Raw genomic sequence first — 24,892 nt, 5'->3', positions numbered from 1 at the left:
CTCGCCCTGAAGATCGCTGCACCCTCACTAGACTGCTTCGCGGGTCAGACCATCTACCCGCGTCAGCGGTCTACCCCGAAGGGTCTAACGAGCCGACAGGCGATCTAATGAGCGAAGCGATCTACCCCGAAGGGTCTAACGAGCCGACAGGCGATCTACCAAGCGAAGCGATCTAACAAGCCGACAGGCGATCTAAATCCACCTACATGAAGTTCAACTCCCAAGCAGACCAAACCGTCACCTACGACGCCATCGTCATCGGCTCCGGCATCAGCGGTGGGTACGCGGCGATGGAGCTGTGCAAGAAAGGCTACAGCGTACTGATGCTCGAGCGGGGCCGGATGGTCAAGCACAACGAGTATCCGACGGCGAACCTGGATACCTGGGACCTGGACTACCAAAATATCGTACCGCGCGAAGAGATTGCCGCCCACTACTACAAGCAGAACCGCCTGAACTGGTGGGTGAAGCAGGACAACAAGCACTGGATCGTCAAGGACGACGAGTACGAGTACGACGAGAAGCAGCGCTTCGACTGGATCCGCGGTCACCACGTAGGCGGACGCTCCATCATGTGGGGCCGGCACTGTTACCGCTGGAGCGACCTGGACTTCGAGGCCAATATGAAGGACGGCATCGCCATCGACTGGCCCATCCGCTACGCTGACATCGAACCCTGGTACAGCTATGTAGAGAAGTTCGTCGGCGTGCAAGGCAAGAAAGAGGGCCTGGCCCACCTGCCCGACGGTGAATTCCTCCCCCCCTTCGACCTCAACTGCGCCGAAGACCAATTCAAGCAGGCCGTAGAGAAGGCCTTTCCCGAGCGCATCATCACGCCCGGCCGCACCGCTAACCTGACCAAATACATCCCCGAGCTCCACCACGGTACCCGCGGACAGTGTCAGGCCCGCAACCGCTGCTGGCGGGGCTGCCCGTACGGCGGATACTTCAGCAGCCTGTCCTCGACCATCCCGGTCGCCAACGATACGGGCAAGTTTACGCTGATGGCCGACAGCATCGTCCACTCCATCATCTTCGACGATGCCACCCAGCGGGCTACCGGAGTACGCGTCATCGACGCCGAGACCAAGGAGACGCGGGAGTACTTCAGCTCGGTCGTATTCTGCAACGCCAGCACGATCGGCTCCACCGCTATCCTGCTCAACAGCAAGTCGGAGCGCTTCCCGGACGGACTGGGTAACGACAGCGGTGAACTGGGCCACAACATCATGGACCATCACTACGGCATGGGCGGCTACGCCACCTTCGATGGCATGAAGGACAAGTACTACAAGGGCCGTAAGCCGAACGGTGGCTTCTACATCCCCCGCTTCCGCAACATCAACAAAGCGACCGAGCGGACGGACTACATCCGCGGCTTCGGCTACCAGGGTGGACTCAGCCGGGCCACCAACCTGAACGCCCCGATCGGACCGGACTTCAAAAAAGCCATCACCGAGCCCGGGGACTGGATGTTTGCCGCCACCTGCTTCGGCGAGTTGCTGCCCTACCACGACAACCAGATGTCGCTGCACGAGACCGAGACCGATCAGTACGGCGTACCCCGTCTGGTCTTCGATGCCGGACTCAAGGACAACGAAACCAAGCTGCGCGCCGACGGCGTAGCCTGCCTACAGGAAATGATGGAGGCCGCCGGCTACAAGAACATCAGCGTCCATAACAACCCCACCGCCGTAGGGGCCGCCATTCACGAAATGGGCACCGCCCGCATGGGCCGCGATCCCAAGACCAGCGTACTCAACAAGTGGAACCAGGTACACGCCGTACCGAACGTATTCGTCACCGACGGCAGCTTTATGGTCAGCTCCGGCACCCAGAACCCCTCCATCACCTACATGGCCATGACCGCCCGGGCCGTCGACTATATGGATAGGGAGTTGAAAAAGAATGGGGTGCTGTAGGTAATAGTCAAGGTCGAGTGGCCTCCGGTCCGAGTACACTATAGATTCATAAAGTGGCTCCGCCACTTCATCAGTACGTTGGATTCTCGGACCGGAGGCCGCTCGACCGTTTATTGTGCCAACGTCCGGTGCACATCCGTACGCGCCGCCCGCCAGGCCGGTACGCTAGCCGCCAGTACCCCGACCACCACCGCACCGGCCAGCAGCCAGTACTCCTCCGGCAGAAACACCAGCCGCTGAAAATCATAGCGGTAGGCCTGCGAGAAATAGCGCGCGATAAGGGCCAGGCCGGCATGACTCAGCAGCAGTCCGAGCAGCGCACCCGCGACCGCGGTAAACGTACCCTCCATTAGCAACAGACCGAAGAGTTTGCTTGGGCCCGCCCCCAGGCTACGCAGCAGGGCCAGCTCCCCCCGCCGCCGGTCCAGTGAGCTGTACAGTCCGATGAAAATACTGAGGATGCTCACGCCGACCACCACGTAGCCGAGCTGCCGCAGCACCTGCTCCCCCTGCCCCACCGTAGCGTACAGCTCGGCCAGCTGGATGGAGGGCGTGACGGCCTGCATCTCGGTATTCTCGTTGATGCTGCGCTGCATATTGAGGGCCGTGATGCTGTTGCCCTTAAACTGAATGAGCACGGAGGTGATGATCTTATCCGTGTAGTCCATCAGGGGCTGCGTGACGTCGTAAGCGGGCGCGTGCGCAGGTCCGGTGTCGTGATCGTGGTCGTCGTGCTGGGCAGTCGCGTCGTGCGTATCGTGAGTATCGTGGACGGCCCAGAGGCTTTCGGTCGGGGTGAGGAGTACGAGATCGGCGACCGTCCCCGTCGGGCCCAGGATACCGACCACCCGGAAGGGCGGCGCATCACGGTGGGTCAGGTCATCATCCTCTACCAGGCCATGGCTACTCCGGAAGGTGTCGCCGAGCTGCAGGCCCAGCTCCCGGGCGGCGGAGGCTCCGGCTACTACGTCCATTGGTGCGGTCCACATGGCGCCTTCGCTCAGTTCAGCGCCGTAGAGCTGGAGGAAGGTCGGACGCGTACCCACGATGCGGCGGCCGCGGTAGCTGTCCCCCAGCGAAAGCGGCACGCCCAGCGAGATGTAGGGGTGGGCGGGGTTCAGGAAGGGCTTAACCTTATCGAGCGGTACGTTGCCAGTGGGCGAACTGATGTGGTACATGCTCGACATCATCAGCTGCAGGGGACTTCCCTTAGCTCCTACGACCAGGTTGATGCCGGCCAGGTTGCGGTCGAATTGCTGCTCCAGCTGCCAGTTCAGCAACAGGATCAGACTGATCAGGCCGGCCCCCAGGGCAGCCAGGAGCAGACTCAGCGCCGTAGTCCAGGGTCGGTACAGCAGGTTGCGGAGGGCGAGACTAAGGATCGACACGGGCGGTAGCTTGATCGGTGACGGGCCGTAGTTCGACCACCTGCGTAAAATCTGCCCGCAGCCGCTCATCGTGGGTCACCACGACCAGCACGGCCCCCAGCTCGGCCGCCCGGCTACGGAGTAGGTCACTGACCCGCTGCGCATTCACCTTATCCAACGCGCTGGTCGGTTCGTCGGCCAGAATAAGCTTGGGCTGATTGACCAGCGCCCGGGCGATCATCACCCGCTGCTGCTCCCCCACACTCAACTGAGTGGGCCGGCGATCCGCATACCGGTCTATACCCAACTGCTCGAGGGTACTGTGTATGATCGTTGCATCCGCCGGCAGACCGGCCGTACGCCGCGCAATCGCCAGGTTCTCCCGCACAGTGAGCGCCTCCAGGAAGTACGGCCGCTGCAGCACCAAACCGATCTGCTGACCCCGAAAGCGATCCAGTGCCGCCCCCCCTAGCTGAGCGTAATCCGTACCCGCCAGCTCCATACTACCGCTCTCCGGCGTAAGGATACCGGCCAGCAAGTGCAGCCAGGTAGACTTCCCCGACCCGCTGGGGCCCAACAGCAGCGCCGGCTCACTCACCCCCACCCGCAGATCAGGAAAGCGGAACGTCGGTCCACCCTCCCCGTACCGATACGTCAGCCGACTAGTTACGAGCATCCCGCAAAGTAGGCACATTCCCCCGCACCCGCGCCCCCGCACACCTACCGCCTAACGAGCGAAGCGATCTACCGAGCCGAAGGTGATCTAACCCGCTGAAAGCGGTCTACCCCCGAAGGGGTCTAAACCCGCCGCAGGCGATCTACCCGCGTAGCGGTCTAAACCCTTTCCCCCACCCCAAACGTTTATCCCCACAGTGGCTATGCAAGACAAGACCGTACTCATCACGGGAGCGAACGACGGCATCGGGAAGGCAACCGCCGAACGACTGGCCCGTAAGGGCGCTCACCTCGTGCTAGCCTGCCGCAGCGAAACCAAGGCGCAGCGCACCGCCGACTGGCTCGTAGAGACCACCGGCAACGAACACATCGATACCCTGCCCCTGGACCTGGCCGACCTGCACAGCGTGCGCGCCGCCAGCGAACTCTTCCTGGCCGAGCACCCGCGGCTCGACGTACTCATCAACAACGCCGGTGTCTACTGCGGCAGCCTGGAACTGACCAGCCAGGGCTACGAACTTCAGTTCGGCGTCAACCACCTGGGCCACTTCCTGCTCACCCTCAACCTCATGCCGGCCATGCAGTGCTCCAAGCTCTGTAGTCGGGTCATTAACGTGAGTAGCGCCATGCACACCAAGGGGGGCATTGACTTCGGCAACCTGCGCGGCGAGCGCGGCGAGAAGGCCTACGACGGCACCCGCGCCTACGCCCAGAGCAAGCTGGCCAACGTACTGTTCACCAAGGAACTGGACCGGCGGCATGGCAGCGAGCTCACTACCAACTGCCTGCACCCCGGCGTAGTGGGTACGAGCCTGGCCAACAAAAAGGGTAAGCTGTTCACCAAGGCCGTTTGGTCGATGTACAAGCCCTTTGCCAAGACTCCCTCGCGCGGGGCGGATACGAGTGTCTACCTGGCCAGCAGCCCGGAAGTGCGCGAGGTAAGCGGCCGCTACTTCAACCCCAACCAGTGCCTGGTCAAGCCCAGTCCTACGGCCCGCAACGAGCAACTCGCCCGCCGCCTGTGGGAGTACAGCGCCGCGGCCGTTCACGAATTTCTTCTCTGATAATCGCGGTACCTTCGCCCCATGCCACTCGACCAACAGGACGTAGACACTTGGAAATACGACACGGACGGCAAACCCGTCCCCGAACAGGAGCAGGAGATGACCTTCATCGACCACCTGGAGGAGCTGCGCTGGCACGTGATGCGGGCATTGATCGCGATCTGTGTCTGCGGCGTGGTGCTGTTCATCTTCCGCGACTGGTACTTTCGGTACGTTCTCTTCGGCCCCCTCAACGATGACTTCCCCAGCTACCGTGCCCTCTGCCGCCTGTCCGACTGGCTAGGTACCGGTGGCGCGCTCTGTATGGAGGCCCCCAATGTGCTGGTGCAGGCCATCGAGTTTGGGGAGATGTTTATCACGTCGGTAAAGATGGCCTTCGTGGGCGGGTTCGTGATCGGCTTTCCGTACGTGTTTTATGAGATTTGGTCGTTCATCCGTCCGGGCCTCTACCCCGCCGAGCAGAAGGCTACGCGCTGGGTGATCCTCATCTGCTCGCTGCTGTTCTTCATTGGGGTGGCCTTTGGATTCTTCATCGTGGCGCCCTTCGGCACCAACTTCCTGATGGGCTTCGAGGTGGGCGGCGCGGTCAATCAGCCGCAGATGGCATCGGTGATCGGCTACATGATCATGTTTACCCTACCGGCGGCCCTCATCTTCGAGCTGCCGGTGCTGGTGTACTTCCTGGCCAAGTTCGGACTCGTGACGGCGGAATCCATGCGGCAGTACCGGCGCCATAGTCTGGTCGGCATCCTTATTCTGGCTGCCCTGTTGACCCCTCCGGACGTCGTCACTCAGATCCTGATCGGCGTACCGCTCTACGGCCTCTACGAAATCTCCATCTTTGTCGCCAAACGCGCCCAGCGCCAGTACGAAGCGTCCCTCCAGTAGGGCGGGTACGCAGGTGCAACGTCTATAAAATTATATCCATGTTTATCATTCCTCCCTATATCCGTTTCGCGCTTATTGCCGCCGGCGTGCTCGGTGGCATCGCGCTGTGGATCGCCTTCGGGTTCTGGTACGGCTTTCCGTTCCTGCTGGCGGGCATCATCCTGTTCGCGGGCTATATTTTCCTCGGCACGGTAGGCCCGGCCGCCAAGGCGGTGCAGGTACAGGACTTCGCCCGCGGCGAGCAGCTCCTCAACCTGACCCTCAAGCCGGAGTGGCTCTATAGCGCCAACCGCGCGTTCTACTACATGATGCGCGGCACCATCGCACTGAGCCGCAAGGACCTCAACGCCGCCGAGGGCTACCTCAAGCAGGCCGACGCCATCGACGTGCCCACCGCCAACGAAAAGGCGATGCTGAAGCTCCAGCTCGCGCAGATCGAAGCCAATCGCAAGAACTTCCCCGCCGCCAAGAAATACCTCAAGGCCGCTCGCGACACCAACGTCAAACTGCCCCAGATCGTCGAGCAGATGGATATGCTCGACAATGCCCTCAAGCAATCCGGACAAGTCAAGGCCGCCCAGCGCATGGGCAAGCAGGGCCACCAGATGATGAGCCGGGGCGGCAAGCGCCGTCGGCCCAAGGGACGGTAGCCCATGACCACCCCGCCAAGTGCTCTACCTCCACATCCCCTTCTGCAAGCAAGCGTGTAGCTACTGCAACTTCCACTTCAGCACCAACCTGAAGCAACGGGAAGCGGTACTGGACGGGCTCGTGCGGGAACTAAGAGTGCGGCGGCAGGAGCTTCCTGCGGGAAGCGTCCCCACCATCTACTTCGGCGGAGGCACCCCCTCCCTGCTCTCGGCTGCGGAACTGGATCGCTTGTTTTCCGCAATCCAGCAGGCGGGTTACTGGGGCGGGGACGCAGGTACCGAGATCACCCTGGAGGCGAATCCGGACGACCTGACGGACGAGCTCGTCGCCACCCTGGCCGCCAGCCCCGTAAACCGGCTGAGTATCGGCATTCAGAGCTTCGACGAGGCAGACCTCCGGTTCATGCACCGGGCCCACGACGCCCGGCAGGCCCTGACGGCCGTGCAGCGAGTGCGGGCCGCCGGTTTCGACAACCTGAGCATCGATCTGATCTACGGCGGACAGACGACCAGCGACGCCACCTGGCAGCGCAACCTAGAGCTGGCCACCGAGCTGGGGGTGAACCACATTGCCTCCTACGCCCTGACGGTAGAGCCTAAGACCGCCTTAGGCCACCGGGTAGCTACCGGTGCGGTGCCGGATACCAGCGATACACGCTTCGCTACCCAGTTCGGCATGCTGATCGATCACTTGACGGACCGGAGCTTCGAGCAGTACGAGATCAGCAACTTCGCGCGGCCCGGCCACCGCAGCCGGCACAATAGCGGCTACTGGACCGGACAGCCCTATTTGGGGATCGGACCGGGCGCTCACAGCTTCGACGGAGCCTACCGCCGCCGCTGGAACGTGAGCAACAACGCCCGCTACGCCAACGTATGGGCGGACGTACATACACAGGCAGACTACCTCAATGCCGCCCCCCTACTGTACGAAGAAGAAGTGCTGAGCGAGCAAGACCGCTACAACGAGTACGTGATGACCGGACTCAGGCGCACGGAGGGCATTGCCCTATCCGAGCTGATCGAGCGGTACGGAGAGGAGCTGGGTAGGCACTTCGTCACTGAAATGAAGCCCCACCTACAGAAGGGTAACGTACTATCGCCTGACCAGACCGCTACCTACCGACTGAGTCGGCAGGGACTGGAAGTAGCGGACGGCGTAGCAGCGGACGGCTTCGTCTAGAGCCGCCTAGAATCAAGATTATCCCGAGAGCAGACCGTCCGATACAATGCCCCAGATGTATGCGGCCAGCAGCAGCCCGACTACCAGACCGATCAGCGTAAGCATCCACTCATGGCGACGTTCTGCCCTGACGTCCTGACGGTAGCGCTCGCGGAGGGTCTTGCGGGTAGCGTCCGAAGCGGGCTGATCCACGCTGTAGCTTTGATCCAGCGGACCGGCCGGTCGTTTTATACCGCCTAAAAAAGACCGCTTGCCCCGCAGCGCGGCGTTGCGTTTAATGGCTGCATTCATTGCGGCAGCGGCTCCTCCGAATCCCATGATAAATTATTTTATACGTTCAACATAGGAGCAATGGTGGGCCCGGGCACTACGCCTTCGACGTATCCTTGGGGAAGTACGACCAAGCAGGATACATGCAGACGGTATTCCGACGAATTCGCTACGGAGTCCCTACCTTATGCAGTCGAATGCACCGCTCGTGATCTACCGTTTAGCACTCCTCCTGATTACCCTGCTACTGTGGGGCTGTAAGACTGAATCCCCCCCCGGCCCCGTCGTGCTCGCGCAGGGCGACCACGTCGTGCTCATCGGCAATAACCTCTGTAGCCGCATGGCCTACTTCGGGCACTTCGAAACGGCCCTGTACCAGCAGTTTCCGGATGCACGGCTGACCGTGCGGAATATGTGCGACCCGGGGAACACGGCCGGCTTTCGTCCCCACGCCAGCCGGGTTTCGCCCTGGGCCTTTCCCGGGGCGGAGGACTTCAATCCGGACCTCAGCAAGCAGAGTGGCAGCGAGGGCTTCTTTCCCACCGAAGACCAGTGGCTTGACAGCCTGGATGCTGATGTGGTGATCGCCTTCTTCGGGCTCAACGAGAGCTATGCCGGACGGGAGGGCCTGACCAAATTCGCTCTGGAGCTCGAAAGCTTCATTCGTCACACACAGGCGCAGCAGTATAATGGCGTAGGTGCTCCCCAACTGATACTGGTCTCCCCCCTGGCCTACGAGAACTCCGCCGAGTTGGGCCTGCCCGACGGCACTGCGGAGAACGAGCGCCTGGAGCTGTACACCCGGGCCATGCGCGACATCGCCGCGGACAACGAAGTGCCCTTCGTGGACGTATATACCCCCTCGCTGGAGTGGATGCAGGAGGATAGGCTAACCACCGATGGCATCAGCCTCAACGACACGGGCTACCGCAAACTAGCTAACTACCTCAACCAGCAGCTCTTTAATCGGGAGCCCGTGGAAGAGGACAAGGAGCTCCTCGCGGCAGTAAAGGAAAAAAACGAATTCTGGCTCCTCGACTTCAAGATGCCAAATGGTGTACACGTCTACGGCCGCCGCTTCAAACCCTACGGACCCGACAACTACCCCTACGAGATCACCAAGGTGCGGCAAATGACGCGCAACCGCGATGAGGCCATCTGGGCCCGGCTGGCGGGGGAAGACTTCGATGTGGTCCGGGCGGATGAGCAGACCATCCCCCTGCCCCCGGTAAAGACAAACTACGAAGTGGAAGCCCCCGAAGACGTGCGCTACCTCTACGGCGAGGAGCTGATGGCCAGCTTCACCGTAGCACCCGGCTACCGCCTGGAGCTGTTCGCCTCCGAAGAAGACTTCCCCCTACTGGCCAATCCCGCTCAGATGAACTGGGACGACCAGGGGCGGCTCTGGGTCAGCGTCATGCCCAGCTATCCACACTACCGGCCGGGCGACGAGCTACCCAACGATAAGCTGGTCATTCTGGAGGATACCGACAAGGACGGCAAGGCGGACGAACTGAAGGTCTGGGCCGATAGCCTGCACCTGCCCGTCGGCTTCGAGTTCGGCGGGGGCGGCGTGTACGTCTCCCAGGGCACGAACCTGGTCTTTCTAAAGGATACCGACGGGGACGATGTAGCCGACTACCGCGAGATCGTGCTGAGCGGATTCGACGACCACGATACCCACCACAACATCAGCGCCTACGAAGCCGACCCGGCCGGGGGGATATATATGGCCGAGGGGGTATTCCTACACACTAATGTCGAGACGCCCCACGGGCCGGTACGCGCTACGAATGGGGGCTTTTATCGCTTTAACCCCGGGCGCCGGCACTTGGAGCGGACCGCGCAGATCGCCATCCCCAACCCCTGGGGTATCATCTTCGACGACTGGGGGCAGCCCATATTTGCCCACACCAGCGACCCCAATGTACGCTGGATGCTGCCCTCGACGATGAAACCCGTCTACGCCGTCAATAGCCCCATGGCCGATAACCTGATCGAGCAGGAGCACATGGTGCGGCCTACGTCCGGACTGGAGATCGTAAGCAGCCGCCACTTCCCCGACGAGGTACAGGGCGACCTGCTGATCAATAACACCATCGGCTTCCTGGGTACCAAGCAACACCGGCTGTACGACGCGGGGACGGGCTTCGGGACCCGGTGGCGGCAGGACCTACTCACCAGCACCGACGGCAGCTTCCGGCCAGTCGACATGGAGTTTGCCCCCGATGGCAGCCTTTACCTCGTGGACTGGCACAATGTTCTCGTCGGCCACATGCAGCACAATGCCCGCGATCCTCTGCGTGACCACGTCCACGGCCGGGTGTACCGCATCACCTACCCCGGTCGCCCCCTCGTCGAGGAAGCGAAGGTGGCCGGTGCCAGCATTCCTGAACTGCTCGACAACCTGAAGCTGCCGGAGTACCGGACGCGCTACCGGACGCGCCGCGTACTACGCGAACGCGATGCCGCGGAAGTGATGACCGCCACCCGAAAATGGGTAGCTGATTTAGACACTACTGATGCCAACTACGCCGCCTACCTCCGCGAAGCACTCTTCGTGGGTTGGGGTGCGGACCAATTAGATACTGACATCCTCGATGCGGCTACCCGGTCCGCCGACCCCCAGCTGCGCGCCGCCGCCGCCCGGGTGGTGCGCTATATGGGTCATCAACTCGACGACGAGCGGGAGCGCCTACTGGCATTGGCCCAAGACTCCGATAGCCGCGTGCGTATGGAAGCTCTAATAGCCGCTACCTGGCTAGATCCTGAGGCAGCCGAGGAGGTACTGTCAGTAGCAGAACAACAGCCCACCGATGCCCTTACCGAAAACATCCTGCGCAATGCGTACGCCCAGGTCGCCGGGGAGGCCTACACCGAACCCACCGGTAGTATTGCCGAGGACCCCGACAGCCCCATCGCCAGAGCTTATGCGCTGGGCGAGGAGCTGTATAGCCGCGAGGCCTACTGCCAGACCTGCCACCAGAAGAATGGGCAGGGCCTGGCCGCCACCGGGTATCCGCCCCTGGCCGGCTCGGCCTGGGTGACGGGCGATCCCGAGCGGCTCATCAAACTCGTGATGTACGGCCTCTACGGTCCCATCGAGGTACTGGGTAAGCCGTACGACGGACAAGTGCCCATGACGGCCTACGGCGGACTGATGAGCAACGAAGAGATGGCCGCCGTACTTACCTACGTGCGCAATGCCTTCGGCAATGAAGCCAGCATGATCAAGCCCGAGCAGATCGGCACCGTACGCACCGCTACCGCCGGCCGGGAGGGGATGTACCAGGCCGCAGAGCTCCTACGGGAACATCCGATGCCGGGCAAGAAGTAACAGATCCACTCCCTTCAACACTACTCCCGTGAAGTACCTAACCAGTCTGTTTTTACTCCTGTTCCTTTGCACCTGCGGCCCCGCCACTAACAGTACCGTGCAATCGGGTGGTGAGGTGCCCCCTGCGGACCGCCCTAAAGTAGTGTTCGTAACCGGCGACGAGGAGTACCGCAGTGAAGAATCCATGCCGATGCTCGCCCGGATGCTGGAGAATAATATGGACGTGCAGACGGTCGTCGGCTACTCCCTGGACTCCGCCGGCGTGATCGACCCCAACAACGTCTACAGCATATCCCAGCTAGACGAGCTGGCCGATGCCGACCTGATGGTGGTCTTCGCCCGCTACCGGCAGCTGCCCGCTGAGATGGCCCGCAAGATCACCGACTACGCCGAGAGCGGTCGGCCCCTGGTGGGCTTCCGCACCGCCACCCACACCTTCAAGTACGTGGAGGAAAAGGACAGTGCCCTGATGGTGCTCAACGATGACTGGCCCACGCGGGTGTTCGGCCAGCAGTGGATCGTACACCACGGCCACTTCGAGGACGGCCACGGGAAGCTGACCGATGTGACGGTCCGGGAGGGTAAGGAGGACAACCCCATCCTGCGCGGCTTCGAGCCCTTTGAAGCGTACAGCTGGCTCTACCACGTGGATGGTGGCGATTGGAAACTGAGCGGCGACAGTGATCCCATCCTGATGGGGCATAGCCTGCGCTCCAAGCAGGAGGCCGACGGGAAGCTGGACGAATACCCCCTGGACCAGCCCGTAGCCTGGACCAAGACCTACACCGGCACGAGCGGCATCCCGGCCCGGGTGTTCTTCACTACCCTCGGGCACCCCTACGACTTCCGGGAGGAGTCGATGCGCAAGCTCGCCCTGAACGGTATCTACTGGGCCCTGGGCCGGGAAGACGATATCCCCGAGGACGGTGCGGATGCCACCACTATCGGTACCTACACACCCAATAATTCCGGCTTCGGGGAAGTATACAAACAAGGCGTTCGTCCGGAGTAAAAAGCTGCCTCCGGCAGCGGAGTAAAAAGCTGCCTCCGGCAGCGAAGGACGAGGCTGCCTCCGGCAGCGAGAGCTACTTTAGTAGCGACCACCCCCACGCCATGACCCCCCTACAAACACTACACGACCTACTAGACCACACCAGCATCTGGCAACGCAGCATCACCCTCCCCCGCGGTGCCCCCCTCACCCTGCCCGGTATCACGGATAGAAACCTGTACCGGGTAGACCTCGGCACCCTGGTCAGCACCCTGGAGGTAGCCGGCACCGAACAATGCTGCCGCTTCGGCTACGCCGGTGACTACGTGATGTCGCTGGACTCCTACATCACGAATCAGCCCACCGCCTACGGCATCTACGCCCTGCGCCGCTGCGAGGTAGCAGTGGCGAGTTTCGGGGCATTACAGGACTTCCTGGCACAGTGTGCGGGGCGCAGTCAGATCTGGGAGGAGGCGAAGGGCGGACTGATCCTGAGCTTTCTGGAGCGCGAGATTGATCTGCTCACCCCCTCCCCCGAGGAGCGGTACCGACGGGTACTGGATCGGAGTCCACGGCTGTTCCAGGAGGTGCCTGCCAAGTACATCGCCAACTACCTGCGGATGACGCCGGAGACGCTTTCCCGGCTGAAGAAAGAGGCGTAATTGTTGCGTTGGGTCAAGATTGGGGCGGCGGGGCCAGACTAGTTTTGCACTATGACGTACGATTCGAACGACTTCCTAGATCGACTACGGCAACGGGTAACGGAGAACGTGGCAGTGCTGGACCATCTGGACACACTGCCCCAGGAGGCGTTGCACCTGCGGCCCCGCCCGGAAGCCTGGACGGCCCTGGAAGCCCTGTCACACATCAATTCGTTCGACCGGGCCTACCAGCGGCAGGTGGACCGGGCACTGGAACAGCAAGATTATGGCTCCGCAAACACGTTTCGTCCCGGCTTAGTAGGTAAAGTGGTGGCGAACTGGGCACGGCCCGGTGCTAAAACAATCAAGCTATGGGCACCGAAAAGCGTGAACTTCAAGCGGAAGGCGATCAGGCCGGGAACACTGGAGGAGTGTAGGGAGTATTCCGCCCGTCTGCTCGCGCTGATCGAGCGGGCACGCAGCCAAGACCTGACGCGGGTGAAGGTGGCGACCATTGAGGTATCTTGGATCAAGTTGCGCCTGGGTGATGTGCTCCGCCTGCTGGTCAACCACGACTGGCGCCACATCGAGCAGGCCGAACGGGCCACCCGGGGGGAGGCGGGAATACGGACGAGCGAAAAATAGACCGGGGAGCTTGCAAGATCGACTGGCTTTTAACTACCTTTGCGGCCCACCCGGTGCGGTAGCTCAGTTGGTAGAGCAATGGACTGAAAATCCATGTGTCGGCGGTTCGATTCCGCCCCACACCACTTCCTGAAAGGAGCCTGCTGAGAGGTCTGTCGGAAAACCCCGACGGACCTCTTTGCATTTTATGCCCACGCCCATGTCCACCACCCCACCCCTCCGCATCGCCGTTCAGAAATCCGGCCGTCTGCTGGACGAGTCCATCGAGCTGCTCAAGGAATGCGGCATCAAGATCGACAACGGCCGCGATCAGCTCAAGGCCCCGGCCCGCAACTTCAACGCCGAGGTACTCTACCTGCGCAACAGCGATATCCCTCAGTACATCCAGGACGGCGTGGCCGACATCGGTATCATCGGCGAAAACACCCTGATCGAAAAAGAGAAGGACCACGAGGTGGTCCTCAAGCTAGGCTTCTCCAAGTGCCGCCTGAGCCTGGCCACCCCCCGCGGCATGGCCTACGGCGGCATCCGCAGCCTGCACGGACAGCGCATCGCCACCAGCTACCCCAACAGTCTGCGCGCCTTTCTGAGTAAGCAGGGCATCGAAGCAGACATCCACGAGATCAGCGGCTCGGTAGAGATCGCTCCGAATATCGGTCTGGCCGATGCCATCTGCGACCTGGTCAGCACCGGCAGTACGCTGTTCAAGAACGGACTGGAGGAGCAGGACGTGATCCTGAAGTCACAGGCCGTCATCGCCGCCAGCCCCAAGATCGATGCCGGCCGCCGCGCGATCCTCGACCAGCTGGTGTTCCGGATTAAGTCGGTACTCGCCGCCCGCAACCAGAAGTACGTACTGATGAACGTGCCCGAGGCCAGTATCCAGGAGGTCATTGCGCTACTGCCCGGCATGCGTTCCCCCACCGTGCTGCCGCTGGCCGAAGCCGGCTGGTCGAGCGTCCACTCAGTGATCGCCGAAGACCGCTTTTGGGACATCATCGACCGCCTGCGCGCCGCCGGAGCCGAGGGTATCCTGATCGTACCCATCGCCAAAATGATCGTCTGATGAAAACCTTCGTTGCCCCCAACCCGGGCGAGTGGGACGCCCTCACCCGCCGCCCCGCCCAGGACCTGAGCAAGCTGGAAGCCACCGTGCGCGCCGTCATGCAGCGGGTACAGCAGGAAGGCGACGCCGCCCTGCGCGACTACACCGCCCGCTTCGACGGCGTGGAGCTGGACGACTTTGCCGTCGGAGCCGAGGCCGTACAGGCAGCCGCCGACCAGGTGCCCGAACAGCTCAAGCAGGCCATACAGACCGCCAAGCGCAATGTGGAGACCTTCCACCGCGCCCAGCAGACTTCCGTACGGGAGGTCGAGACCATGCCCGGCGTCCGCTGCTGGCGCGAAGCCCGGGCCATCGACAAGGTGGGCCTGTACATTCCCGGCGGCACGGCTCCGCTGTTCAGCACCGTGCTGATGCTGGCCGTTCCCGCACAGATCGCCGGCTGCCGCGAGGTCGTTCTCTGCTCCCCACCCGATAAGGAAGGCAACATCCACCCCGCCATCCTCTACACCGCCCAGCTCTGCGGCGTGACCAAGATCTTCCGCCTCGGTGGCTCCCAGGCTATCGCGGCCATGACCTACGGCACCGCGACGGTCCCCAAGGTGTACAAGCTCTTCGGCCCCGGTAATGCCTACGTGACGGTCGCCAAGCAGCTAGCCCAGTTGCAGGGCCTAGCCATCGATATGCCCGCCGGTCCCTCGGAAGTCCTGGTGTGCGCGGACGCAGGTGCCCGGTCAAGCCACGTCGCCGCCGATCTGCTGAGCCAGGCAGAGCACGGCCACGACAGCCAGGTCGTACTGGTCACCGACAGCGAAGAAAAAGCAAAGGACGTGTGGCTACAGGTACAGGCGCAACTGCAGCAGCTCCCCCGCAAAGCTCTGGCGAGTCAGAGCCTGGACAACAGCATGGCCCTGGTCTTCCCCGACTGGGACGATGCGGCGGGCTACGTCAACCACTACGCCCCCGAGCACCTCATCCTCAGCATGGCGGATGCGCGCGCCTTTGCCGGCAAGATCCGCAATGCGGGCTCCATCTTCCTCGGCTACCATACCCCCGAGAGCGTAGGCGACTACGCCAGCGGTACGAACCATACCCTGCCGACCTACGGCTACGCCAATCAGTACAGCGGCGTGAGTCTAGATAGCTTCGTCAAGCAGATCACCTTTCAGGAGCTGACCCGCGAAGGGCTGCAACTGCTGGGCCCCACCGTCGAAGTGATGGCGGAGGCCGAGGAGCTGATCGCGCACCGGGATGCTGTGCGGCTTCGGTTGTTGGATTTTTAAACACGGAGGGCGCGGATTAAGGCACTGATTTAACACGGATTGACGACGTCGCTAGCGTGTGATATATACCAAAGAATCTGTGCAGTAATCCGTGTTATAATCCGTGTAATCTGTGTTTAGCCCCCCACCACATGAAAGACATCAAAGCCCTAGTACGGCCCAACATCCTCACCCTCACCCCCTACTCCAGCGCCCGCGCCGAGTTCAAGGGAAAGGCCGAAGTACTGCTAGACGCCAATGAGAGCCCTTTCGACAACGGACACAACCGCTACCCGGAGCCGCTGTCGACCGATATTCGCAACGCGTTGGGCAAAATCAGGGGCGTACACCCCGACAAGATCTTTATCGGCAACGGCTCGGACGAGATCGTAGACCAGATCACCCGCGTCTTCTGCGTGCCCGGCGAGGATGCAGTGCATGCCCTGCCCCCCACCTTCGGGATGTATAAGGTGGCTGCAGGCATCAATAATGCGGAGTTTCGGGCGATGAATTTGCTCCCCGATTTCTCTATTCCCGTATCAGACCTAAAGGCCGGCTTCGACGAGCGGTCCAAGGTGCTCTGGCTGTGTAGTCCGAATAACCCCAGTGGCAACCTCATGGACGCGGCGGTCATCGAGGACCTGATCCGCAGCTTCCCCGGTATCGTGGTGCTGGACGAGGCCTACATCGACTTCATTCCCGAAGCCAGCTTCCTGCCCCGCCTGGACGAGTTTCCGAACCTCATCATCACCCAGACGCTCTCCAAGGGATGGGGCATGGCGGGTGTGCGACTGGGTGCGGCCTACGCCTCCGAGTTCATCGTCACGATGCTGCGCACCATCAAGATGCCCTACAACATCAATGTGCTCACCCAGGCCGTAGCCCTCGCGGCCCTGTCCGAGCCCGAACAAATGGAGGAGCGGGTCGGTATCCTCAAGGCGGAGCGCGAGCGCCTGGAGCGGGAGTTGGGCAAACTCGACATCGTAGACCATATCTTCCCGTCGGTCACTAACTTCCTCCTGGTTCGTTTTCAGGATTCTGACAGCGTGTACCGCTATTTACTCGGTAAGGGTATCGTGGTACGTAACCAGAGCTACCAGCCGAACGCGGCCAACTGCCTGCGCATCACGGCGGGGCTGCCGGAGGAAAACACGCGCTTGCTGGAGGCGCTCCGGGAGATCTAACGCCCTCCCCCCCCCACCTGAATCTGTGTCTAATCCATGAATCTAATCCGTGTACTCCGTGGTTAACCCCCAAAAGATCCTCTTCCTAGACCGCGACGGCACCCTCATCCTGGAGCCCGAAGACTATCAGGTAGATAGCCCCGATAAGCTTAACTTCTACCCCGGGGTCTTCCGCTGGCTCGGCCGCATCGCCCGCGAGCTGGACTACACCCTGGTCATGGTCACCAATCAGGACGGGCTGGGTACGGACGATTACCCCGAGTCCACCTTCTGGCCTACCCACGAACTGATGCGCCGCGCCCTGGCCGCCGAGGGCATCGAATTTGCCGAGGAGCTCATCGACCGCACCTACGCCAAGGGCAATGCCCCCACCCGCAAGCCGAATACCGGCCTGCTCACCGACTACCTCAGCGGCGACTACGATCTGGCGAACAGCTACGTCGTCGGCGACCGGCTCACCGATATTCAACTTGCCAAGAACATCGGGGCCAAAGGCATCTGGATCGCCACCGATCCCGAGCTAGGCAATGATGAGCTGAGCGACCAGCAGCTCGCCGACCTCCAGGACACCATCGCCCTGCGCACCACCGACTGGGAGGCCATCTACCGGCACCTCCGCCTGGCGAACCGCACGGCCACCGTCCGCCGCACGACGAAGGAGACCGACATCCGCATCGCGCTCGACCTGGATGGCACCGGGCAGACCGATATGGACACCGGACTCGGCTTCTTCGACCACATGCTCGACCAGCTGGGGCGCCACTCTGGCTGCGATCTCACGGTGCACGTGCAGGGGGATCTCGACATCGACGAGCACCATACCATCGAAGACACCGCCATTGCCCTCGGGGAGGCCTTCGCTCAGGCCCTCGGCGATAAGCTGGGCATCGAGCGCTACGGCTGGTACCTGCCCATGGACGACGCGCTGGCCAGCGTGGGTATCGACTTCGGCGGCCGGCCCTGGCTGGTCTGGGACTGCGACTACCGGCGGGAACGGATCGGCGATATGCCCACCGAGATGTTCTTCCACTTCTTCAAATCCTTCACCGACGGCGCCCGCTGCAACCTCAACATCAAGGTCGAGGGAGACAACGAGCACCACAAGATCGAAGCCACCTTCAAGGCCTTCGCCAAGAGTATCAAAATGGCCAAGCAACGGGATGTAGATAACATGCGGCTGCCCAGTACTAAGGGGGTGTTGTAGTTCGACACTTCTGTAAGCGGGCGGGGCCGCGGGTGCGGGGTGATGGAGTGGAAATTAAATGTATAACGCTATGACGGGTATACGATGGTTCGTTCTTCTGGCCGTACTGGCTGTATTGCTGGGGTGTGGGCGGCAGCGGGACTTCGATGCGGAGCAGTGGAAGCGGGTGCGGGGGGAGGCCCTGCTGGAAGATGGCCGGGAAAGTATGGTGCAGGACCTGCTGCAATCCGACACTCTACTGGGAAAGTATGCGCCGGAGGTGACCGAGCTGCTGGGAGAAGCCGATATTGCGGAGGCCGGGCAATTCGACTACGTCATCCGCGAGCAGTATGGCAGCGACGTAGATCCGGAGTACGTGAGCTTTCTGGTCGTGCGCTTCGGGGCGGACCGGCGGGTGGCTACCTACTTCGTCGAGGAGCGTTAACCGGCCGTAAACCGGGGTCGGCACTAGTGCAACGGCTCCCATCGTTACCCTCCAGTGATCCCAAAACTTGTTTGGCTGGTAGTCTGCTTACTGGGGCTCGGCGCGCTCCGGGCCCAGGAAAGTGAGCTGTCCAACCTGAGGGAACGCACCGTTGCCGTGAACGCGGCCGGACAACTGGTGGACTCCCTCACCGTCGCCCCCGGAAGCCTGCAGATCACCACCCTGACGGGGCAGCCCGTCCCCCGTACCAGCTACACCCTACTGGGCCGCTACCTGCGCTGGAACACCGCCGACCTGCCCGATTCGTTGCACCTGCGCTACCGCGCCCTACCCTTTGCGCTGGACAAACGGGTGCGCCTCATCGACTCCACCCAGCTGCGGCGCGAGGAGGCCGGTCTGGTCATCGGCGGCTACGACCCCTACGTGCGCTCGGGGCTGCTCGATAACGACACGAAGGTGCAGACGCGGGGCAGTTTTAGTCGCGCCATCAGCTTCGGCAACCGGCAGGACTTGGTCCTGAACTCGGCCTTCAACCTGCAGCTGAACGGCGAGCTCGGTAACGGCATCGAAGTGGCTGCCGCCATCACGGATGAAAATCTACCCGTACAGCCCGAGGGGACGACCCAGCAGCTGCGGGAGTTCGACCGCATTTTTATCCAGCTGCGCAAGGACCGCACCCAGCTCACGGCCGGCGACTACGAGCTGCGCAACCCGGAGGGCTACTTCATGCGCTACTACAAAAAACTGGAGGGAGCTACGTTTACTACCGTCGCGGGCGGGGATCCTCCCCTCTCCCCCGGAGAGGGGGCCGGGGAAGCCGGTAGCTGGGCCAACTCCGCCAGCATAGCCGTAGCCCGCGGACAGTTCATCCGCCAGAACATCACCCCAGGAGAGGGCAATCAGGGACCCTATAAGCTGACCGGCAACGGTGCGCAGCGCTTCCTGATCGTACTGGCGGGCACCGAGCGGGTGTTCCTGGACGGCGAGCTGCTGCAGCGCGGCCTGGATGCGGATTATGTCATTGACTACAACCTGGCGGAGCTGACCTTCACGACCCGCCGGCTGATCACCCGTGACGTACGTATCACGGTAGAGTATGAGTACGCCGACCAGCGCTACCTGCGCACCCTCACTGCCGGTAGCAGCCGCTACGACCGGGGGCGATTCTCCGCCTACCTGAACCTGTACTCCCAGCAGGACAGCAAGACCGCCACCGGCGACCTGGAACTCAATGCCGCACAGCGGGAGGCGCTGAGTCTGGAGGGGGACAGTCCTGAGGGCATCGCCGTGTCCAGCATCGATACCCTGGAGGGACGGGAGGAACTGCGCACCACCTACGCCCTGCGCGATACTGCGATCGATTGCGCCGTAGACCAAACCTACCTCGTACAGAGTAATGATCCGGAGCTGGGCCGCTACGTAGCCACCTTTACCGACCGCGGCGTGAACGGCGGTCCCTACGACCTGGACCCCGACCGGCCGGGCAACGAGCGGGTCTACGTCTTCGTGGGCTACGATGAGGATTGCCGTCCCCTGGGCCGCTTCGCTTCGGAGATCGATCTGGTAGCTCCCCAACAGCAACAGCTCTTCGCGATCGGCGGGGAGTATCGGTTCAAGGGGGAAGGGGCCGTGCGTATCGAGGGTAGTCGGAGCAAGCTGGACCTGAATCGCTTCAGCCGCCTCAACAGTGGCGACGACACAGGCCACGCCCTGCGGGTGGATGTGGACCGCACTGTTCCACTCGGTCCGGACACGACGGGCTGGGCGGTAGCCGGTCGCGGCCGCTACGAATTCGTGGAGAAGACCTTCACCTTTATCAATCCCTACCGCTCACCGGAATTTTACCGCAACTGGAACCTGAGCAACCGGCTGAGTACCATCCGGCCCGAGGCCGCTACGGAGCAGCTGGCGGGCGGCGGCGTGGGCCTGCTGCGCCGGGGGGTGGGGCGGATCGACTATGATTATGAGCAGTTCGTTCGCGGTACCGACTACACCGGTCGGCGGCACGAAGCCCTGCTGCAGCTGGATGTCGAGGGTTGGGCGGCGGCCGGGGCCTACAGTCAGCTCAACAGCGAGGACACGGAGACGGTGGGTAGCTTCCGTAGGCCCAGCCTGCGGGTGAGCAAGGAGTTTGCTAGTCTGGGGGGGTGGGAACTGAGCGCCGCCTACGCCGGCGAACGGAGCGTGCGGCGGGGGCTCGCCGGCGATACGCTCTCGGCGCTGTCCTTTCAGTACGACAAGTATGTGCTCAGCGTGGAGGCACCGAGCAGTGAAAAATACGCCTTCACCCTCACCGCAAACCAGCGCGACGACCGGCTACCGGACGCCACCGAACTGCGGGAGAGCACCTCGGCCCGGGAGGTGGGCGCGGAAGGCAAGTACCAGGCCGGCCGCAACCTACAGCTCGGCGGCAACTTCACCTACCGGGCGCTGGATGTACCTAGTCCGGACCTGGTCGAGGATCCCCCCTCCAGCACTTTCCTGGGGCGCTTCGACGTGCGGGCCGAGGCGCTGAAGCGGTCGTTCACCAGCCAGACCACCTACCAGGTCGGCAGCGGGCAGGAGCCGCGGGTAGACTTTCAGTACCTCTACGTGGGGCCGGGACAGGGGCAGTACATCTGGCAGGATAGCCTGTACAACAACGATGGGCGCATCCAGCCCAACGAGGTAGAGCTCAGTCCCTTTCCCGATATCGCCGACTACATCCGGGTCAGTGTGTTCAATAATGCATTTATCCGTACTGACAACGTGGGCATCAACCAGCGCTTCAACTGGGATCCGGACCGGCTCTGGCGTGGGGCAGAGGGGATCCGCGGTTTTCTGCGCCGTATCGCCCTCAACACCGCGATCAACATCGACCGCAAGACCCAGCAGGACGACGATATCCAGAGCTGGAACCCCTTTCAGCTTGCCGTAGCCGACAGCAACCTGGTGGCCCTGACCGTGCGCCGCCGCCACGGACTGTTCTTCAACCGGGCTAATCCGCGCTACGACATCCAGCTCAGCAACGGCGAGCAGCGTAACCGCCGCGTACTTACCACGGGCTACGAGAGCAGCCGCCGCGAAGACTGGGAGCTGCGCTTCCGCTACCGCCCCAACGACCAGCTCAGCATCGAAGCCGCCGGCATCACCGGGCGCCGGGAGTCGGACTCCGAGCGCTTCAACGAGAAGGACTACAAGATCATCTTTAACCGCCTGGAGCCCAGCGTGAACTGGCAGCCGGGGGAGTTTCGCTTCAGCACGACGGTCACCGTGGGCCGGGAAGACAATGTGCTCCCCGAGATCGACGGAGAGTACACCCTCCGCCGCGAGCTCAAACTGGAAAGCAACTACCGCAACTTCGTTAATGCCGGTCTGCAGTGGATAGAGATCGACCTCGAGAACGGCAGCTCGAGCAGTCCGGTCGGTTTCGCCCTACTACAGGGCCTGCAGCCGGGCCGCAACCTGCTCTGGAACGTGAGTCTGACCCAGCAACTCGGCGAGTACCTACAGCTCAACCTGCTTTACGACGGACGGCAGACCGGCGAGGCGGCCGTAGTGCACGTAGGACGGGCGCAGGTGACGGCCCAGTTTTAGTGCGTGCCTACCTGACCCGCGAGCCCTCCAGCTCCACATCGGCCGTGGCCCAGACCTCGGCGATGCGTTCGGAAACGGCTGCTTCCTGCACCTGCTCGTCTAGTCCGCGGTAGGCAGCCTGAAGCCCGTGGAGCGCCCAGCCGTTCTTCGGAAAGGTATGCAGGTCCTGTTCGTACACCTCCACGGCCTCGCGGTAGCGTCCGGCGTCGACCAGTACGGCACCGAGGTGGTGGCGTACGGAGAAGAACCAGTCGGGGGGCTCCATGTAGTTGAGTGCATCCTCTATCGCGACGGCTTCCCCCAGGATCTCGGCGGCTTCGTCCAGTTCACCGGCATGCGCTGCGATCTCTCCGGCCAGTACCCGTTCGGCGATGGAGGCTACGTTGCGCGCCGAGTTGACGCCGATAACCAAGCTATCGATCGTCGGGTCGGGCAGCAGAGCCTGTAAGGCAGCGAGTTCTTCCCGGGCAGCGGCGATGTTATCCTTTCCCAGCTGGGCCATCCCGCGGGCGTAGTGGCGGATCAACTTGGGGTACGTCAGGTCGCGGCGTACATCGAGCGCATTCAGGATCTCATCCCAGTGGCCGAACTTGACCAGCACGTAGTCGGGCACCGTGTAGAAGTGCTGCAGCAGACCCAGGGCGGGGATAGTCACCAGATCGTTGTCCGCGTGTCGGGCGATTCGCTTCGCCGCGTCGATGGCCCATTCGCTGTGGCCCGCCAGCGTAGCCGTGGCGGCCAGGAAGTGATAGTTGTGCGGATGGTAGATCAGCGGATACGCCCCCTGCGCCCGGCAGGTGGTGATGTAGTTACTGTCCACCTTCACGGCCTCCCGGTTGGCCAGCGATCCCTCGTGGTAGTGGCCGGTGCGGATGTAAATGTGGGAGGGCATGTGTACGAGGTGACCGGCACCGGGTACCAGTCCACCCGCCAGCCGGCGGGCACTGACCAGTCCCTGCTCCGGCGTATGCGAAGCCTCGATGGCGTGGATGTAGAGGTGGTTGGCCCCCGGGTGATCGGGGTCCAGGAGTAGCACCTGGTCTAGGAGCTCGAGGATTTCGGGTGTCCAGGGGCGGGGCTCTCCTGCCTTGTCCCAGAGGTCCCAGGGGTGCAGGTCCATGAGGGCTTCGGCCAGAAGGGTACCTACTTCGGCGTCGTTGGGAAAACGCTCCCAGACCTCCCGCATGGCTGCGGCGTAGGCCTCGTCCAGGTGACTACGGTCGGCGGGTGCATCGGCACTGTAGCGCTGGGCGAGCGCCCCGATCAGGGCCTTCTCCGTAGGAGTACCCTTTGTTTTGGCGAGTTCCTGTGCCTGCTGCACCGCGGCGTAGGCCCGGGGGTAATTGTTCGGCTCCATACCGGCGTTGTAATTAGGCCCCAGCACGTAGGCGTAGCCCCAATAGGCCATGGGACAGTCCGGCTCCAGGCGGGTAGCGTAGTAAAAGGACCGGGCGGCTTCGGCGTGATTGAAGCCGTAGGCCAGCACCATACCCTGGTTGAAGTAGGTGTTGACGGCTTTTTTTCTGGCCGTAATGGGGAATTCGAGGTCCGTCAGGTCCTTGAACAGCGGAGCCTTCTTGTCGTCTTCGTACCAGGCCTGGTCATTGGTGGCTGGCGCGCAGGAGACCGGATCGTCGGGCACGGCGGAGTAGGCCGGCGGGCGGGTCGCACGGTCCGCGCAGGAAGTGGATAGAAGTAAGGACAGCAGGAGAAAGCTACCGGTAGCGAAAAGGTGTCGTGTGTTCATAGTGAAGGAGGTTGTACATCATCAGTCCATCACTCGGCATCTTGGGTCTTTCAAGTTAAGGCATATTACGTTACAACACCCAGAAAATTCACTTCGCTATCCGAAACCGCACGTACGTAATCGTTTTACCCAGCGCCTTATGCATTCGCTCGTAGTAGGTCTCGGTGGCCAGTTCGGGCAGGGGCAGGGGCTTGCTGTAGATGTCTTCGTCGTGGTACACCACCTCCACTTCCGGCTGCCGGGCAAACTCCGCCAGTGTCCACTCGTAGAGCTCGCGGCTGTCCGTTTTGAGGTGGACCGGGCCGCCCCGCTGCAGGATCTTGCGGTACTGCTGTAGAAACTGGGGGGCGGTGAGTCGGCGGTTCTCCTTGCCCTTCTTCAGGAAGGGGTCGGGGAAGGTGATCCATAGCTCACTGATCTCGCCGGGGGCGAAAAAGGCACTGATGACTTCGATGCGCGTACGCAGGAATGCGGCGTTGGGCAGGTCCTCGGCCAGCGCGGTGCGGGCCCCCTTCCAGATGCGGGCACCCTTGACGTCCACGCCGATGAAGTTGCGGTCGGGGTACTGCCGGGCCAGGTCCAGGGTGTACTCTCCGCGGCCGCAGGCGAGTTCCAGCGTGATGGGCCGGTCGTTGCCGAAGTGCTTGGCGGCCCAGTGTCCCCGCAGATCGACCTGCGCACCGTCCAGCCCGGTGAGCTGCGGCTGGGCGGGGTCGAAGCTCTCGTAGACGTTGGGAAAGCTGAGATTCTCGGCGAATTTCTGAAGCTTGTTGCGGCCGGGCATGGAGGGGGAGGTTGG

20 protein-coding genes and 1 tRNA gene are annotated in these 24,892 nt (G+C 62.4%); 16 read left to right on the top strand and 5 right to left on the bottom strand.

The window, feature by feature from the left end:
• The first annotated feature begins 206 nt into the window (after window positions 1-206).
• A complete protein-coding gene (locus MJQ68_RS01140) occupies window positions 207-1,922 on the top strand; it encodes a GMC oxidoreductase (protein WP_238749134.1) in 1,716 nt (571 codons plus the stop codon).
• Window positions 1,923-2,032: 110 nt separating this feature from the next.
• Here MJQ68_RS01140 and MJQ68_RS01135 read toward each other — a convergent pair whose 3' ends face one another.
• Window positions 2,033-3,310 carry an ABC transporter permease gene (locus MJQ68_RS01135; protein ID WP_238749133.1) on the bottom strand — a complete coding sequence of 426 codons (1,278 nt, stop codon included), beginning with the start codon at window positions 3,308-3,310 and terminating at the stop codon, window positions 2,033-2,035.
• Window positions 3,297-3,965, bottom strand: a complete 669-nt coding sequence (locus tag MJQ68_RS01130) for an ABC transporter ATP-binding protein (protein ID WP_238749132.1) — start codon at window positions 3,963-3,965, stop codon at window positions 3,297-3,299. The genes MJQ68_RS01135 and MJQ68_RS01130 overlap by 14 nt, the downstream gene beginning before the upstream one ends.
• A 202-nt stretch (window positions 3,966-4,167) precedes the next feature.
• Between MJQ68_RS01130 and MJQ68_RS01125 the strand changes: the two genes are divergently transcribed.
• Genes MJQ68_RS01125 through hemW form a run of 4 tightly spaced genes read left to right on the top strand, consistent with a single transcriptional unit; the run spans window position 4,168 to window position 7,749 of the window.
• On the top strand, window positions 4,168-5,028 hold the full coding sequence (locus MJQ68_RS01125) for an SDR family oxidoreductase (protein WP_238749131.1): 861 nt from the start codon (window positions 4,168-4,170) through the stop codon (window positions 5,026-5,028).
• 21 nt (window positions 5,029-5,049) lie between these two features.
• Complete coding sequence (gene tatC / locus MJQ68_RS01120) at window positions 5,050-5,916, top strand: twin-arginine translocase subunit TatC (protein WP_238749130.1); 867 nt, start codon at window positions 5,050-5,052, stop codon at window positions 5,914-5,916.
• A gap of 38 nt (window positions 5,917-5,954) precedes the next feature.
• A complete protein-coding gene (locus tag MJQ68_RS01115; protein ID WP_238749129.1) occupies window positions 5,955-6,566 on the top strand; it encodes a tetratricopeptide repeat protein in 612 nt (203 codons plus the stop codon).
• 19 nt (window positions 6,567-6,585) lie between these two features.
• Window positions 6,586-7,749, top strand: a complete 1,164-nt coding sequence (hemW, locus tag MJQ68_RS01110) for a radical SAM family heme chaperone HemW (protein ID WP_238749128.1) — start codon at window positions 6,586-6,588, stop codon at window positions 7,747-7,749.
• 18 nt (window positions 7,750-7,767) lie between these two features.
• Here the strand turns inward: hemW and MJQ68_RS01105 are convergent, their stop codons facing one another.
• Complete coding sequence (locus MJQ68_RS01105; protein ID WP_238749127.1) at window positions 7,768-8,067, bottom strand: hypothetical protein; 300 nt, start codon at window positions 8,065-8,067, stop codon at window positions 7,768-7,770.
• Window positions 8,068-8,206: 139 nt separating this feature from the next.
• On the opposite strand from MJQ68_RS01105, the gene MJQ68_RS01100 reads away from it, so the two are divergent.
• The 11 genes from MJQ68_RS01100 to MJQ68_RS01050 all read left to right on the top strand — a co-directional run bounded on the left by MJQ68_RS01100 (window position 8,207) and on the right by MJQ68_RS01050 (window position 22,346).
• Window positions 8,207-11,356, top strand: a complete 3,150-nt coding sequence (locus tag MJQ68_RS01100; RefSeq protein WP_238749126.1) for a PVC-type heme-binding CxxCH protein — start codon at window positions 8,207-8,209, stop codon at window positions 11,354-11,356.
• A gap of 28 nt (window positions 11,357-11,384) precedes the next feature.
• The gene (locus MJQ68_RS01095) at window positions 11,385-12,368 is read left to right on the top strand and encodes a ThuA domain-containing protein (RefSeq protein WP_238749125.1); all 984 of its coding nucleotides are present in this window, start codon (window positions 11,385-11,387) and stop codon (window positions 12,366-12,368) included.
• 101 nt (window positions 12,369-12,469) lie between these two features.
• Window positions 12,470-13,009 (top strand): Crp/Fnr family transcriptional regulator, encoded by a 540-nt coding sequence (locus tag MJQ68_RS01090; RefSeq protein ID WP_238749124.1) that lies wholly within the window; start codon window positions 12,470-12,472, stop codon window positions 13,007-13,009.
• A gap of 51 nt (window positions 13,010-13,060) precedes the next feature.
• Window positions 13,061-13,633 carry a DinB family protein gene (locus MJQ68_RS01085; RefSeq protein ID WP_238749123.1) on the top strand — a complete coding sequence of 191 codons (573 nt, stop codon included), beginning with the start codon at window positions 13,061-13,063 and terminating at the stop codon, window positions 13,631-13,633.
• A 52-nt stretch (window positions 13,634-13,685) separates the two neighbouring features.
• Window positions 13,686-13,758 (top strand) — tRNA-Phe (locus MJQ68_RS01080).
• A gap of 74 nt (window positions 13,759-13,832) precedes the next feature.
• Window positions 13,833-14,699 (top strand): ATP phosphoribosyltransferase, encoded by an 867-nt coding sequence (gene hisG, locus MJQ68_RS01075; RefSeq protein WP_238749122.1) that lies wholly within the window; start codon window positions 13,833-13,835, stop codon window positions 14,697-14,699.
• Complete coding sequence (hisD, locus tag MJQ68_RS01070) at window positions 14,699-15,979, top strand: histidinol dehydrogenase (RefSeq protein ID WP_238749121.1); 1,281 nt, start codon at window positions 14,699-14,701, stop codon at window positions 15,977-15,979. Before hisG ends, hisD begins: the two co-directional genes overlap by 1 nt.
• Before the next feature lie 131 nt (window positions 15,980-16,110).
• A complete protein-coding gene (gene hisC / locus MJQ68_RS01065) occupies window positions 16,111-17,142 on the top strand; it encodes a histidinol-phosphate transaminase (RefSeq protein WP_238749120.1) in 1,032 nt (343 codons plus the stop codon).
• 58 nt (window positions 17,143-17,200) lie between these two features.
• On the top strand, window positions 17,201-18,346 hold the full coding sequence (gene hisB, locus MJQ68_RS01060; protein WP_238749119.1) for a bifunctional histidinol-phosphatase/imidazoleglycerol-phosphate dehydratase HisB: 1,146 nt from the start codon (window positions 17,201-17,203) through the stop codon (window positions 18,344-18,346).
• A 70-nt stretch (window positions 18,347-18,416) separates the two neighbouring features.
• Window positions 18,417-18,770 carry a hypothetical protein gene (locus MJQ68_RS01055; protein WP_238749118.1) on the top strand — a complete coding sequence of 118 codons (354 nt, stop codon included), beginning with the start codon at window positions 18,417-18,419 and terminating at the stop codon, window positions 18,768-18,770.
• A gap of 54 nt (window positions 18,771-18,824) precedes the next feature.
• Window positions 18,825-22,346 (top strand): hypothetical protein, encoded by a 3,522-nt coding sequence (locus MJQ68_RS01050; protein ID WP_238749117.1) that lies wholly within the window; start codon window positions 18,825-18,827, stop codon window positions 22,344-22,346.
• Window positions 22,347-22,353: 7 nt separating this feature from the next.
• On the opposite strand, the gene MJQ68_RS01045 is transcribed toward MJQ68_RS01050, so the two are convergent.
• Both MJQ68_RS01045 and trmB read right to left on the bottom strand, forming a co-directional pair.
• Window positions 22,354-24,093, bottom strand: coding sequence for a tetratricopeptide repeat protein (locus MJQ68_RS01045; RefSeq protein ID WP_238749116.1), 1,740 nt, complete (start codon window positions 24,091-24,093; stop codon window positions 22,354-22,356).
• Between the two features lie 88 nt (window positions 24,094-24,181).
• The gene (gene trmB / locus MJQ68_RS01040; RefSeq protein WP_238749115.1) at window positions 24,182-24,877 is read right to left on the bottom strand and encodes a tRNA (guanosine(46)-N7)-methyltransferase TrmB; all 696 of its coding nucleotides are present in this window, start codon (window positions 24,875-24,877) and stop codon (window positions 24,182-24,184) included.
• Window positions 24,878-24,892 lie beyond the last annotated feature (15 nt).

Source organism: Neolewinella maritima, assembly GCF_923081025.1.
Lineage (GTDB): Bacteria > Bacteroidota > Bacteroidia > Chitinophagales > Saprospiraceae > Neolewinella > Neolewinella maritima.
Note: the sequence above shows the minus strand (reverse complement) of the source record. Positions and strands in the feature narration are given on the sequence as shown.

What these genes read in the sequence shown, in the direction of transcription:
- MJQ68_RS01140 (WP_238749134.1), top strand. Translation starts at nt 207, where the DNA reads ATGAAGTTCAACTCCCAAGCAGACCAAACCGTCACCTACGACGCCATC.
- MJQ68_RS01130 (WP_238749132.1), bottom strand. Translation starts at nt 3,965, where the DNA reads ATGCTCGTAACTAGTCGGCTGACGTATCGGTACGGGGAGGGTGGACCG.
- MJQ68_RS01125 (WP_238749131.1), top strand. Translation starts at nt 4,168, where the DNA reads ATGCAAGACAAGACCGTACTCATCACGGGAGCGAACGACGGCATCGGG.
- tatC (WP_238749130.1), top strand. Translation starts at nt 5,050, where the DNA reads ATGCCACTCGACCAACAGGACGTAGACACTTGGAAATACGACACGGAC.
- MJQ68_RS01115 (WP_238749129.1), top strand. Translation starts at nt 5,955, where the DNA reads ATGTTTATCATTCCTCCCTATATCCGTTTCGCGCTTATTGCCGCCGGC.
- MJQ68_RS01105 (WP_238749127.1), bottom strand. Translation starts at nt 8,067, where the DNA reads ATGGGATTCGGAGGAGCCGCTGCCGCAATGAATGCAGCCATTAAACGC.
- MJQ68_RS01100 (WP_238749126.1), top strand. Translation starts at nt 8,207, where the DNA reads ATGCAGTCGAATGCACCGCTCGTGATCTACCGTTTAGCACTCCTCCTG.
- MJQ68_RS01090 (WP_238749124.1), top strand. Translation starts at nt 12,470, where the DNA reads ATGACCCCCCTACAAACACTACACGACCTACTAGACCACACCAGCATC.
- MJQ68_RS01085 (WP_238749123.1), top strand. Translation starts at nt 13,061, where the DNA reads ATGACGTACGATTCGAACGACTTCCTAGATCGACTACGGCAACGGGTA.
- hisG (WP_238749122.1), top strand. Translation starts at nt 13,833, where the DNA reads ATGTCCACCACCCCACCCCTCCGCATCGCCGTTCAGAAATCCGGCCGT.
- hisD (WP_238749121.1), top strand. Translation starts at nt 14,699, where the DNA reads ATGAAAACCTTCGTTGCCCCCAACCCGGGCGAGTGGGACGCCCTCACC.
- hisC (WP_238749120.1), top strand. Translation starts at nt 16,111, where the DNA reads ATGAAAGACATCAAAGCCCTAGTACGGCCCAACATCCTCACCCTCACC.
- MJQ68_RS01055 (WP_238749118.1), top strand. Translation starts at nt 18,417, where the DNA reads ATGACGGGTATACGATGGTTCGTTCTTCTGGCCGTACTGGCTGTATTG.
- MJQ68_RS01045 (WP_238749116.1), bottom strand. Translation starts at nt 24,093, where the DNA reads ATGAACACACGACACCTTTTCGCTACCGGTAGCTTTCTCCTGCTGTCC.
- trmB (WP_238749115.1), bottom strand. Translation starts at nt 24,877, where the DNA reads ATGCCCGGCCGCAACAAGCTTCAGAAATTCGCCGAGAATCTCAGCTTT.